Below are 12,609 nucleotides of genomic sequence, written 5' to 3' on the forward strand. Positions count from 1 at the left end.
AAGGGCAAAGGAGGCTGCGTTGCCCCCGCGACTTTTCGGAGGACGGGTTTCGCGAATTCGCTTCAGCTGCGCTTCGATGCGGCTTCAAAGGTCGCGACGACGTTCGCGTGGAAGGGCAGGTGCGCGCCCATGACGCCTTCCATCTGCTTGCTCACAGGATTGCGCCAGTCGGCCTGCAATTCGGCTGCCACCGCAACCCAGGTAACAGGTACGACGCCAGCCTGAGCCATGCGGGCGATGGCCACTTCCTGTACGAGCTTGCTCCAGGTGCCCGAGGCATCGATGACGGCGTAGGCGTCGTAGCCTGCCTTGACGGCGGACATGGCAACGAAGGCCAGGCAAACCTCGGTGGAGACGCCGGCAATGATCAGTTTCTTTCGGCCCGTCTTTTCGACCGCCGCGACGAACTCTCGGTTGTCCCACGCGTTGATCTCGCCCGGACGATGGATCACGGGCGCCTCCGGCAAGAGTTCCGTGATGATCGGAAGCACCGGGCCGTTGGGGCCATCCGCGGCGCTCGTCGTGACGATGGTGGGCAACGCGAAGGTCTTTGCGAGCTTGGCCAGCGCGGTGACTGCCGAATTGAATTCGGTGAGGCTTTGATCCTGGATGCCATTGCACAGGCCCGTCTGATGGTCGACCAGCAGGACGGCGGCGTTATCGGGAGTGAATCGTTCATAGGTCATGGCGTTTCTCCTTGAGTTGCCAGGCTGAGGGTTAGTCATTAGCCTAAATTCCCCACACGTTCCTGATAAGTCCTCCGGAACGCCAAACACCGGTGCATGCATGCACCAATCGGACTCATGCACGAAGACCTGAATGACCTCGCGTACTTTGCCGCCGTCGTCGAGCACGATGGATTCTCGGCTGCCGCCCGCGCCACGGGCATCGAGAAGACCCGCCTGAGCAGACGGGTCGCGTCGCTCGAGACACGCCTTGGTGTGCGGCTGCTGCTTCGTACGACACGGCGCATCGCGTTGACCGAAGCGGGGCAACGCTTTCACGAGCACTGTCATGCGACGCTCGAGCGCGCACGGGCGGCCTACGAAAGCGTCGAGGCGTTGCGTACCGAGCCAGCCGGAACCGTGCGAATCAGCTGCCCGCAAGTCATGGCGCAGAGCTACCTCGCACCGATACTCGCCGGCTTTCTGGCCGCGCATCCCAAGGTCAACGTCGTCCTCGAGGCAACGGATCGCGATGTCGATCTGGTCGCCGAGCGGTTCGACATCGCATTGCGCGCCTCGTCCGGCGGCCTGATCGCCGACAGCCTCGTCGTGCGCAAGCTGGCGACTGCCCGGCAGATCCTCGTTGCCAGCCCCGCGTTCCTGAATCGCCATGGCAGGCCCACATCCCCCGAAGATGTCTCGCAGCTGCACACGCTGTGCAGGCCTGGTGACGTCCATGACGACCAATGCCGATGGACATTGACTGGCCCCGGTGGCGAGGCGGTGGCGATCGCGCATATCGCGCGACTGCAGTCCAATGATCTGCGGGTTCTGCTGGAAGCCGCCGTGCAGGGAATTGGCATCGCCATGCTGCCTGAACCGATCGTTGCCGGACCGTTGCGAGAGGGCCTGGTCGAATCCGTATTGCCCGCGTGGACCGGGCCCGATCATCTCATCGAGTTGTTCTATCACCGTCCGCGCGGGCGGCTGCCATCGGTGCGCAGTCTCATCGGCTATCTGGTCGCGCACCTGCCTGTCACGCAATGGCGACGTACCCGCGCCTCGCATACGGGGGCGCCCTCCTCAGCTCCATTACATCTGTAATACGCGATGCAACTGTCGGGTAACTGGGGGTTGGTGAAATGCAATCGACCGGATGTCGATGACACCAACCTTCAGGAGCAGAAAATGAACCGCAGACAAATGATGCAGTCGACCGTGCTTGCCTCTCTCGCCGTGGCGGGCAGTTCGGCTTTGGCCACCACGGTGCAGCCCGCTGCGGCGGCGGGATTTCGCGATGAAACGGATAGTCTGGGCGTGGTGAAGGTGCCCGCCGACAAGCTTTGGGGGCCGCAAACGCAGCGCTCACTCGAGCACTTCAGCATCGGTGGCGATTTGATGCCACGGGAAATGATCGTCACGTACGCGATCCTGAAGAAGGCCGCCGCGAACGTGAACTTCGCGGACCGCAGGCTCGGCGAGGTGCAGCACAGGCTCATCGTCCAGGTCTGCGACGAAATCATTGCTGGGCAGCATCACGACATGTTCCCGCTGCACGTCTGGATGACAGGCAGCGGGACCCAGTTCAACATGAACGTGAACGAGGTCATCTCCAACCGGTGCAGCCAGATCGCGGGCACACCGCTGGGCAGCAAGACGCCGGTGCACCCGAACGATCACGTCAACATGGCGCAATCTTCCAATGACTCGTTCCCCAGCGCGATGTACATGGCCGCCGCCATGAACGTCAGGCAACGCCTGATGCCCGCCGTGTCGGCGCTCCGCGATGCCATCGGCATCAAGGCCAAGGCATGGATGGACATCGTGAAGATCGGACGCACGCACATGCAGGACGCCACGCCCATCACGCTCGGCCAGGAATGGTCCGGCTACGAGGGCATGCTGAGCGACAACCTCGAGCGGCTCGACGATGCCCTCAAGGGCGTCTACCGGCTTGCCCTGGGCGGCACGGCCGTGGGTACGGGGCTGAACTCCACGCCGGACTTCGCGCGCAATGCCGCCGCGGAAATCGCACGTTTGACCGGCCTTCCGTTCGTGACGGCACCGAACAAGTTCACCGTGCAGGGTGCGCACGACGCGCTGGTGCACCTGTCGGGCACCATGCGCACGCTGGCGGTTTCCCTCTTCAAGATCGCCAACGATATTCGGCTGATGTCGTGCGGCCCGCGGGCAGGCTTCGCCGAACTGATCATCCCGACCAACGAGCCGGGGTCCTCCATCATGCCGGGCAAGGTCAATCCCACGCAGGCCGAGGCATTGGCCGAACCTGGTCGGCCTGATCATCCCCAGCCTCAGGAACGCGTTGTATGCGGAGACGATCCAGGGCATCTCCGATGTCCTGCAGCGCCATGGCCTGCACCTGATGATTTCGGACAGCGGGTATTCGCTGGAGCGCGAGGAAGCATTGATCTCCGCCTACCTGTCACAGCGACCCTGCGGCCTCATCCTGCACAACACCACGCACACGGAAGCGGCCCGCCATCTGCTCCAGGATGCCGGCGTGCCATGCGTCGAAACGGGCAACCTGACGACGCAGCCGATCGATATGGCCGTTAGCTACTCGAATCGGGAAGCGGGGCGGGCCATGGCGGACCACCTGTTATCGCGGGGATATCGCAGGTTTGGTTTTGCGAGTCTTCCCGTCAGCGGTAACGAGCGCCTGCGCGAGCGGCGCGACGGGTTTTTCGAAGGGCTGCGCGTGGCGGGCATCGAGATCGATCCGGCGATGGTGCTGGAAGTGGACGAGGGCCTGGAGAACGGTAGCCGTGCGCTGGCGGAACTCATGCGCCGCGATACCTCGGTACAGGCCCTGTTCCTGGCCGGCGATGTGCTCGCGGCCGGTGCGATTCTCGAATGCACACGCCGTGGGTTGCGTGTGCCGGAGGATATTGCCATCGCGGGGTCCGACGACAACGAACTCATGCAGCAGTCGGTGCCGCCGATCACCACGGTGCGTTTTCCGCGTTACCGCATTGGCGTGCGGAGCGCGGAGCTGATCGTGGCGCGGCAGGAGGAAGCGCGCACACAGTCCTTGGCCGAGGACCTCGGTTTCGAGATCGTGCCGCGCGGCAGCACCTAACCCCACACCCTCGTCAGCGGATCCAGCGCCGCCACGATCAACGGTTCGTTCTGGCGGGAAGCCAGGCAGACGAACTGCAGCTGGCAGCCGATGCGGACACGATCCGCCACGACCAGCCCTGACGTCTGGCTCTCGCGTATGGCGGTGGCATCGCGGACGAGGCCAAGTCCGACACCCGATTTGATCAGATCGAGCATGGACGCCTCCTGATCCACCAGCGCCGTGCGGCGCGGCGCCAGTCCCCTGGGATCGAAGACGCGCGCAAGCAGGCGCGCATGCACGGATTCCGGCGGCGTCGCCAGCCAGGGGAGGTTCGCGAGGGCTTCCCAGTCGGCCCCCGTTACCTGAGACCCCCAGCCCGCCGGCGCGACCACCCGGTATTCGAAGCGCGTCAGCGTGCGGACCATGAGATCCGGCTGCAGCCGCTCCGTGGTCTCCAGATCCGGACTCAGGTAGAAGCAGACATCGAGGCTGCCTTGCTGCACTTGCGCGAGCACGCTGCCGCTCATCCCGTGGCGCAGTTCCGTTTCGATCTGCGGCGCCGACTGGACCAGTTGCCCAAGCCAGTCGCCCAGGCGAATAAATGACGGCTCCAGTATCGTGCCCACGCGCAGCGCGCCGCGCACGGTGCCGTGCAGGCGGTTGACGGCATTGGCGAAGTCCTGGACGGCATGCAATGCGCGCTCGGCCTGCGGCAGCAGCGCGGCGCCATCGACGCTCAGGACCAGCCCATGCGCGGTGCGCTGGAACAGCGTCAGACCCGTGATTTCGGCCAGCCGCTTGAGCTGGAGGCTGACCGCGGGTTGCGATCGGTGCATCAGTTCCGCGGCCCGCGACACGCTTCCCTCGCGCGCCACGGCAACGAACAAGCGAAGCGTCTGCAGGTCGAGATTGGCTGGGTTCATATTTGCGCAATTTATATCTTTGATTGCGGAAACTCAATGGATCCATCGGCATTCCGGGGACACACTGCACGCACTCGCCATCTCAAGAGCGATTCAAGCTGATTCCGGAGACGCCGCATCGTGCAGACCAACGCCACCCCCGCACCCACCTTCGACTACATCGTGATCGGCGCCGGCACCGCCGGTGCTCTGATGGCCAACCGGCTCAGCGCGGACAAGACCCGGCGCGTGCTGCTGATCGAAGCCGGCGGCAAGGACGACTATCACTGGATCCACATCCCGGTCGGTTACCTCTCCTGCATCGGCAACCCGCGCACCGACTGGCTCTACAACACCGAACCCGACCCGGGCCTGAACGGCCGGCAGCTCCGCTATCCGCGCGGCAAGACGCTCGGCGGCAGTTCCAGCATCAACGGCATGATCTACATGCGCGGCCAGGCGCGTGACTATGACCAATGGGCCGAGCTCACTGGCGACGCCACCTGGCGGTGGTCCAACGTGTTGCCGGCGTTCAGGCGGCACGAGGATCATTACCTCGGCGATACCGGGGGCGACGATCCGGATTTCGCCGAACACCATGGCCACGGCGGCGAGTGGAGGGTGGAAAAGCAGCGCCTGCGCTGGGACATCCTCGATGCCTTCGCCGAAGCCGCCGTTCAGGCCGGCGTGCCACATACGGCGGACTTCAACCGCGGCAACAACGAGGGGGTCGGGTATTTCCAGGTCAACCAGAAAGCCGGCTGGCGGTGGAATACCGCCAAGGCATTCCTGCGGCCCACCTGCCACGACAGGCCGAACTTCGAACTGTGGACCGGCGCACAGGTGTCGCGCCTGCTCGTCGAGCGGCAGCCGGATGGGCGCCTGCGGTGTACAGGCGCGCGGGTGTGGGATGGACGGCAGTTCGTCGTCGTGCGTGCGACGCGCGAGGTGCTGCTGTGCGCGGGGAGCATCGGCTCGCCGCAGATACTGCAATGCTCGGGCGTCGGCCCCGCCGGACTGCTGCGCGAACACGGGATCGAGGTCCTTGCGGATCTGCCCGGGGTAGGCGAAAACCTGCAGGACCATCTGCAGATTCGAGCGGTCTACAGGATCGCGGGCGCACCCACGCTCAACATGCTGGCGTCCAGCCTCTGGGGCAAGGCGCGCATCGGCCTGGAATACCTGCTGTCGCGAAGCGGCCCGATGAGCATGGCGCCTTCGCAGCTCGGTGCGTTCACCCGGAGCTCGCCGGCGCATGTCTGGCCGAATATTCAGTTCCATGTGCAGCCGCTCTCGCTGGAGGCCTTCGGCGAACCGCTGCACACGTTCCCGGCCATCACCGCCAGTGTCTGCAACCTGAATCCCACCAGCCGAGGCACCGTGCGCATCCGCAGTGCGGATTTCCGGCAGGCACCGGCGATCGCGCCGAACTATCTGTCGACGGCTGGTGACCGGCAGGTGGCCGCGGACTCGCTGCGCGTGACGCGGCGCATCGTCGGGCAGCCGGCGCTGGCCCGCTACAAGCCGGAGGAATACAAACCCGGCCCGCGATATCAGACGGACGAGGATCTGGCCCGGCTGGCGGGAGATATCGCCACCACGATCTTCCATCCCGTCGGCACGGCGGCAATGGGCGCGGATGGCGATCCGAAGGCCGTGCTCGACAGCCGGATGCGGGTGCGCGACGGGCAGGGCGGCCGCATCGCCGGGCTGCGCGTGGTCGATGCCAGCGCCATGCCGTTGATTACGAGCGGCAATACCAACAGCCCGACGCTGATGATGGCCGAGAAGGCGGCGGAATGGGTGCGCGCGGACGGTGGGCGCGCCTAGGGAAAAGACCGGAGCGGGCCGGCGCTACCGGCTCCGCCCCCCTTCAGCGTTCGAGAAACAGCCTCAGCTTGTCGGCACGGCTCGGATGCTTCAGCTTGCGCATCGCCTTGGCCTCGATCTGCCGGATCCGCTCCCGCGTCACGTCGAACTGCTTGCCGACCTCTTCCAGCGTGTGCTCGGAATTGGTATCGAGCCCGAACCGCATCCGCACGACCTTGGCTTCGCGCGGCGACAAGTCGCCGAGCGCCGCATCGATCTGCGCGCGCAGGCCTGCCAGCACGGCCGCATCGGCCGGTGAACTCGTCGCGCTATCCTCGATCATGTCGCCGAGCGTCGTGTCGCCTTCTTCGCCCACCGGCGTCTCGAGCGAGATAGGCTGCTTGGCGATCTTGAGAATGCCGCGCACCTTCTCTTCGGACAACTCCATGCGTTCGGCGAGCACGGCCGGATCGGGTTCTTGCCCCGTCTGCTGCAGGATTTCGCGGGAAATCCGGTTCAGCTTGTTGATCGTCTCGATCATGTGCACGGGGACGCGAATGGTCCGCGCCTGATCGGCAAGGGCCCGCGTCACGGCTTGCCGGACCCACCACGTCGCGTACGTGGAGAATTTCCAGCCGCGCCGGTACTCGAACTTGTCCACCGCCTTCATCAGGCCGATATTGCCCTCCTGGATCAGATCCAGGAACTGCATGCCGCGGTTCACATACTTCTTGGCGATGGAAATGACCAGCCGCAGGTTGGCCTCGATCATTTCGGCCTTGGCTTGCCGCATCTTCCGCTCGGCGGCACCCATCAGACGGTTGATCTGCTTGAGTTGCTGGAGCGGCAGGGCGGCCTTCGCCTCGATGTCGATGAGTTTCTGCTGGCTCGTCTGAATGGAAGGCAGATGCCGCAGGAGCGCCGGGCCATACTGGTCCGAGGTCGCAGCCGCGCGGTGGGTCCACTCCAGGTCCGTCTCGTGTCCCGGGAAGGACTCGATAAACGCCTCGCGGGGCATGCCGCATCGCTCGACCGCGATCTCCAGGATCGCGCGTTCGATTGCACGCACTTCCGCCACCTGATCCTGCACGCTCACGCACAGGCGATCGATCATCTTCGCCGTAAAGCGGATCGGCACGAGTTCGCGCTGGATTTCGGCGCGCACGCTTTCCACCGCCGCCGAGCGCGTCTCGCCGGTGACGGGTACCTTGGGCATCTGCTCGAACAATGCGCGCACGCGCGCAAAGATCGCCAGACTGTCGGCCGTGAGCTGTTCCAGGCGGGCGGCGTTCGCTTTCTCCGAGTCACCGGCGCCGGCATCGTCATCGTCCGATGCATCGTCGACATCGGACGTGTCGGCGTCGGCATCGTCTGCCTCGGCAACTGCCTCGTCGGACGCAGGGGTCGTGTCGCCTGCATCCACGACTTCGCCGTCGATGGCTTCGCTGATGCCATCGACGAGCTCGTCGATGCGCAGCTCTCCGGCGACGATGCGGTCCACATCGGCCAGGATCAGGGAGACGACGGACGGACAGGCGGCAATGGCCTGAATCATGTCGTGCAGGCCACTTTCGATGCGTTTGGCCACCTCGATCTCGCCGGCGCGGGTCAGGAGCTCGCTGGAGCCCATTTCGCGCATATACATCCGGACCGGATCCGTGGTGCGGCCAAATTCGGAGTCGACGGTCGACAGGGCGGCCTCGGCCTCCTCGTCCGCCTGATCGTCGGAGGCCGCGGTGGGCACGACGTCACTCAACAGCAGCGTCTCGGCGTCCGGGGCCTGCTCGTAGATCGTCACGCCCATGTCGCTGAACGTGCTGACGATGGTATCCATCGCCGCAGGCGTCACGTTATCGGGCAGATGATCGTTGATATCCGCGTGGGTAAGGTAGCCGCGCTCGCGCCCCAGCGCGATCAGCGCACGCATCTGGGCCTGGCGCTCGGGGTCCTGGCGGGCGAGGGATGCCTTGTCCGATAGTGCCGCTGCCGCCTGCGTCTTGCCCGCCGGCCGGCGGCGGCTGGGCTTTTCAATGCTCGAAATCAAACTCGAGGCGTCAAAGTCACGATCTGGATCACTCAATACATGCTCCTGGCTATGTGGCCAATCATCCGCGAACGGCCACAACCATCAGTGTGCGTAAAAATTTGGAATCGCGCATGATACGGGCGGCGGTGTTGCGGTGCAACGGAGATGCAGTGATTTCTCGGCCGCCTTGCATTTGAGGCGGCGGAAGTGCGTTCGCCGCCCACCGACACGCCAGCCTGCTATAGTCCCGCGATATTCTCAAGTTTTAGACGCAATGGGCTTCGAACAACTAGCAGCACTCAAGGCAAAACTGACCGAACAGGCGAAGAACGAGGCGCGGGCAAAGGCGCCTCGTCCGTCACGCCGTCCGCCGCTGGCCAGGGACGCGAAGGACGCCCGGGCCGCCCAGGACGGTCAAAACGCTCGTGACGCTCGAGATGTGAAGGGCGGCAGTGGCGGCAAGCGCACGAAACCGGCCGGCGCGCAGGGCAATGCCCCGAAGGCTGCGAAACCCGGCGCGCCCGTCGATCCGGTCGTACGGACGTTCGGCAAGCTGCAGAAGCGCTTTCCGATCGCCTTCCCGAAGAATCCCGCCCCCAAGGTGCCGCTCAAGATCGGTATTTTCGAGGATGTGCTGGCGCATGCGACGGAACTCGGCCTGACCGAGGCCGAATTGCGCGATGCCATTCGTACGTGGTGCCGTGGCGCGCGCTATTGGGCGTGCCTGACCGTCGGTGCGCAGCGGGTGGATCTGGACGGCCAGCCGGTCGGCGCGGTCACCGAAGCCGACGCGCGTCGCAGCAAGCAGCTGCTTTCCGGTCGCCCCAAACAGGGACCGGCGAAGGGCAAGGCCAAGGCGCCGGCGAAATCCGCTGCCGCCGAGCCGGCAACGGCTGCCACGCCGCCCGTGGAGCCGTCGCAGCCAGACCCGGCGCAGCCCGAGTCGTCCGGCGACGCCTGAAGGGCGATCCCGCCCGGGGCGGGATCAGCGCCGGATTTCCGCCTCGAGCCCGGCACTCGCGATGTCCGCGAGGGGCCGGATTGCCTGCTCGAGGGCCGCAATGAGCGTCGGCGTCGCCCCCACGCCTTCATAGACACCTTTCCACGCCCTGACCGCACTCCACACCTTTCGAACGATCGAAATGGCGGCAGGCCGGTCGCTGACGAACGCCCGATACTCGCTCATGGCGTTGTCCAGGGTGGCCAGTTTCCCTTCGGCGCCGACGTTCAGATGCAACCGCCTGTCTTGTGAGACGGAAGGGCGGGGCACGACGTCATAGAGAGGACTCAGGCGCCAGCCTTTGATTTCGGTGTCGTAAGAGAACGCATGATTGCGCAGGTGGTCATCATCGTTCGTGAGAAAGATGTTCAACACCAGCCGGGCAAACAGTTCTTCCGTGTCTCGCACGACGCAGCGCGGATGCACTCGCTCACGGATGGTTTGCGCGAGATCCCTGTAGCCTTTGGTGATGGACTCCATTTCCGAGCAGCCCATCAGGGTGAGCGCACTGACTTGCGCGATGCGCCCCTCGGTCCATCCATCGCGCGGGTCGGTATCGTAGCCGCGGGCCATGGCGGCCAGAGGCTCTCCGGCGCGGGCCCAGTATCGATCGAACCTGCGAATCAGGAGCACCGGTTGTTTCGCGACCTGCATCACCTTCACGGGCGGTACGGTCAGGCCAGCCGCCCGGGCCAGCTCAAGCGCCCCCGCTTCCAATACGGCCATATCCATCCGATCGTTCTTCGACGGGAATTTGGCCAGCCATAGCACGCCGGATTCGTCTCGCACGGAAGCCTTGGGCCGCGCGCCGCCCGCCGACGGTGCGCCGGCAAGGTAGGGCACGAGCTTTCTGGGGATGGGTTCCCCTTCTTCGACCGCTGCGGCAGCCTGCAGCAGATACTCGAGATCGAAAAAACTCCCCGCGACGTTCGAGGCCGGCGCCGTCAGCGTTTGCCGCACATCCAGCGCACCGACGCGATCGCTGCCCGCCTCCAGAAGGTATGTAAATTCGTCCAGCGAGTTCGGCGGTACGTTGAGCTTTGCCTCGATGACGCGGCGGCCCCAGGAGTCCGGGGCCGCGTCTCGGATGCCGCCGAACTCTTCGAGGTTGGGCAATGGCGACCACGGACTTCCGGGCGCCTGCCGCGCGCGTTCCAGCGGCAACGCTACGGGGTCGACTTCGATGGCTTCCGCGCGGTTGACGTACCGCGTGCCATAGGCAAAGGAAAGTGCCATTTCGCGATGGCGGCTCAGGATGCCTGCCGGTACGAAATGGTGACGGCCTTCCAGTCGGTCGGCGACATGGGCGAACACGGCCACCTCACTCACTGCGCGACGAGTTACCACGTTTCCCCTTTCAGAAATCGAGCTTGCGAAGGTCGGCCTTGGTCGGCGCGCGAACGCGCTGCGGCAGGCTGTTCGCCTGCAGAGCCACCAGCGCGGGGATGTCCCCCGAGAGCAAAGCGCCGAGGGAGACGGTGGGCGCCATGGCATGGACATAGCGAAGAATCTGGGCGAGCGTTCTGCCGGGGTCTCCCTTCTCGATCAGGACCGCGGTCGAGCGGGACAACCCTGCGCGGATCGCGACGTCGGCCTGCCTTAATTTCAGTGCCTGGCGCAATTGCACGATGCGGTCGCCGAGCTGCCGGGCTTCGGCAAGGCGCGGGGGCGGAACAAGCGGGATTTCGTTATGTTTCATGTCTGCAATCACAGTCCTAAAGTGAGTTATGGACTGAGATTGCAGACATTATGGGCGATGAACGGCATGACGGCAATATTGTCTGCAATCCCAGTCGCTAAATTGGTTAAGGACTGGGATTGCAGACATCATCGGTGTTGGGAAGGCGCCGCGCGCGATCGCTTGTTATGCAACAAAGTTGCATTTATCATAAGCGCAACCAAGTTGCATTTACCGTCCTCCACCCTATCCCATGCTCCCCGCCAAACTTCCCGTCACCGTTCTCTCCGGCTTCCTCGGCGCCGGCAAGACCACCTTGCTCAACCATATCCTCAACAACCGCGAGGGGCGTCGCGTGGCGGTCATCGTCAACGACATGTCCGACGTGAATATCGATGCCGCGCTGGTTCGGGGCGGGGGTGCGAATCTGTCGCGGACGGAGGAGAAGCTTGTCGAGATGAGCAATGGGTGTATCTGCTGCACGCTGCGCGAGGACCTGCTGGTCGAGGTCGATCGGCTGGCCAGGGAAGGGCGGTTCGATCAGCTGGTGATCGAGTCGACGGGGATTTCGGAGCCGTTGCCGGTGGCGGAGACCTTTACCTTCGAGGGGGAGGACGGGCGCAGTCTCAATGAGGTGGCGCATCTGGACACGATGGTCACCGTCGTCGATGCCTTCAATTTCCTGCGTGACTACGCGTCGCGCGACAACCTCCAGGCGCGCGGGGAGTCGCTGGGCGACGAGGATGAACGCACGGTTGTGGATCTGCTGATCAATCAGGTCGAGTTCTGCGACGTGCTCGTGGTCAACAAGATCGACCTCGTCACCGGCGAAGCGCGCGAGCGGTTGATGGCGATGCTGCGCACGCTCAATCCGCGGGCGCGTATCGAGGTTTCCGAGTTCGGCCGCGTTCCGCTGGACCGTGTTCTCGGTACCGGGCTGTTCGACTTCGACGAAGCCGCGAAGGCGCCTGGGTGGCTGCAGGAAATGCGAGGGGCTCATATCCCGGAGACGGAGGAATACGGGATTCGCAGCTTTGTCTACGCGGCCCGTCGGCCGTTTCATCCGCAGCGGTTCAGCGATTTCGTTGACGCCGAGTGGCCGGGCGTCGTGCGGTCCAAAGGGTTTTTCTGGCTGGCCAGCCATCCGACGCTCGCGGGGATGTGGTCTCAGGCGGGGGCCGCAGCCCGGCATGGTCCGGCCGGGCATTGGTGGGCCGCGGTGCCGCGCGCGCAGTGGCCGGAAGACCCCGAGGCCGTCGCCGTGATTCGCGCGAAATGGGACGATGGTGTCGGCGATGCGCGTCAGGAGATCGTGCTGATCGGCATGGGCATGGATGAACGCGAACTACGCGCAAGCCTCGACGCCTGCCTGCTGACCGACGACGAGATGGAACAGGGCCCCGACGTCTGGATCGGCTGGCGCAACCCTTTTCCCGACTGGCCCTGA

The 12,609-nt window shown here is 64.7% G+C and carries 10 protein-coding genes and 1 pseudogene; 6 read left to right on the forward strand and 5 right to left on the reverse strand.

Annotation, left to right across the window (positions count from 1 at the left end; all coding sequences use genetic code 11):
* Window positions 1-62: 62 nt before the first annotated feature.
* Window positions 63-686, reverse strand: a complete 624-nt coding sequence (locus FOB72_RS06395; RefSeq protein WP_150371760.1) for an isochorismatase family protein — start codon at window positions 684-686, stop codon at window positions 63-65.
* Window positions 687-803: 117 nt separating this feature from the next.
* Between FOB72_RS06395 and FOB72_RS06400 the strand changes: the two genes are divergently transcribed.
* The 3 genes and pseudogenes from FOB72_RS06400 (at window position 804) to FOB72_RS06410 (ending at window position 3,765) form a co-directional block, all read left to right on the forward strand.
* A complete protein-coding gene (locus FOB72_RS06400; protein WP_150371761.1) occupies window positions 804-1,769 on the forward strand; it encodes a LysR substrate-binding domain-containing protein in 966 nt (321 codons plus the stop codon).
* 102 nt (window positions 1,770-1,871) lie between these two features.
* Window positions 1,872-2,885: pseudogene (locus FOB72_RS06405) on the forward strand (lyase family protein); the annotation flags it as partial.
* A 103-nt stretch (window positions 2,886-2,988) separates the two neighbouring features.
* Window positions 2,989-3,765 carry a substrate-binding domain-containing protein gene (locus FOB72_RS06410; protein ID WP_191002210.1) on the forward strand — a complete coding sequence of 259 codons (777 nt, stop codon included), beginning with the start codon at window positions 2,989-2,991 and terminating at the stop codon, window positions 3,763-3,765.
* Here FOB72_RS06410 and FOB72_RS06415 read toward each other — a convergent pair.
* Complete coding sequence (locus FOB72_RS06415; RefSeq protein ID WP_150371763.1) at window positions 3,762-4,670, reverse strand: LysR family transcriptional regulator; 909 nt, start codon at window positions 4,668-4,670, stop codon at window positions 3,762-3,764. The two genes, FOB72_RS06410 and FOB72_RS06415, sit on opposite strands and share 4 nt — an antisense overlap.
* Before the next feature lie 192 nt (window positions 4,671-4,862).
* Between FOB72_RS06415 and FOB72_RS06420 the strand changes: the two genes are divergently transcribed.
* Window positions 4,863-6,479, forward strand: a complete 1,617-nt coding sequence (locus FOB72_RS06420) for a GMC family oxidoreductase (RefSeq protein WP_263364774.1) — start codon at window positions 4,863-4,865, stop codon at window positions 6,477-6,479.
* 43 nt (window positions 6,480-6,522) lie between these two features.
* Here the strand turns inward: FOB72_RS06420 and rpoD are convergent, their stop codons facing one another.
* Window positions 6,523-8,538: an RNA polymerase sigma factor RpoD gene (gene rpoD / locus FOB72_RS06425; protein WP_150371765.1), complete on the reverse strand. Its 2,016-nt coding sequence runs from the start codon at window positions 8,536-8,538 to the stop codon at window positions 6,523-6,525.
* Window positions 8,539-8,758: 220 nt separating this feature from the next.
* Here rpoD and FOB72_RS06430 point away from each other — a divergent pair, with 220 nt between their 5' ends.
* The gene (locus FOB72_RS06430; protein WP_150371766.1) at window positions 8,759-9,445 is read left to right on the forward strand and encodes a ProQ/FinO family protein; all 687 of its coding nucleotides are present in this window, start codon (window positions 8,759-8,761) and stop codon (window positions 9,443-9,445) included.
* Window positions 9,446-9,469: 24 nt separating this feature from the next.
* Here the strand turns inward: FOB72_RS06430 and FOB72_RS06435 are convergent, their stop codons facing one another.
* Both FOB72_RS06435 and FOB72_RS06440 read right to left on the reverse strand, forming a co-directional pair.
* Complete coding sequence (locus tag FOB72_RS06435; RefSeq protein ID WP_223851436.1) at window positions 9,470-10,804, reverse strand: type II toxin-antitoxin system HipA family toxin; 1,335 nt, start codon at window positions 10,802-10,804, stop codon at window positions 9,470-9,472.
* Window positions 10,805-10,841: 37 nt separating this feature from the next.
* Entirely contained in the window at window positions 10,842-11,183 is a 342-nt protein-coding gene (locus FOB72_RS06440; RefSeq protein ID WP_223851437.1) for a helix-turn-helix domain-containing protein, read from the reverse strand.
* Between the two features lie 232 nt (window positions 11,184-11,415).
* On the opposite strand from FOB72_RS06440, the gene zigA reads away from it, so the two are divergent.
* Window positions 11,416-12,609, forward strand: coding sequence for a zinc metallochaperone GTPase ZigA (zigA, locus tag FOB72_RS06445; RefSeq protein WP_150371769.1), 1,194 nt, complete (start codon window positions 11,416-11,418; stop codon window positions 12,607-12,609).

It is taken from the genome of Cupriavidus pauculus, assembly GCF_008693385.1.
Taxonomy (GTDB): domain Bacteria; phylum Pseudomonadota; class Gammaproteobacteria; order Burkholderiales; family Burkholderiaceae; genus Cupriavidus; species Cupriavidus pauculus_D.

Coding starts and splice junctions, on each gene's coding strand:
- FOB72_RS06395 (WP_150371760.1), bottom strand. CDS start 686: ATGACCTATGAACGATTCACTCCCGATAACGCCGCCGTCCTGCTGGTC.
- FOB72_RS06400 (WP_150371761.1), top strand. CDS start 804: ATGCACGAAGACCTGAATGACCTCGCGTACTTTGCCGCCGTCGTCGAG.
- FOB72_RS06415 (WP_150371763.1), bottom strand. CDS start 4,670: ATGAACCCAGCCAATCTCGACCTGCAGACGCTTCGCTTGTTCGTTGCC.
- FOB72_RS06420 (WP_263364774.1), top strand. CDS start 4,863: ATGGCCAACCGGCTCAGCGCGGACAAGACCCGGCGCGTGCTGCTGATC.
- FOB72_RS06430 (WP_150371766.1), top strand. CDS start 8,759: ATGGGCTTCGAACAACTAGCAGCACTCAAGGCAAAACTGACCGAACAG.
- FOB72_RS06440 (WP_223851437.1), bottom strand. CDS start 11,183: ATGAAACATAACGAAATCCCGCTTGTTCCGCCCCCGCGCCTTGCCGAA.
- zigA (WP_150371769.1), top strand. CDS start 11,416: ATGCTCCCCGCCAAACTTCCCGTCACCGTTCTCTCCGGCTTCCTCGGC.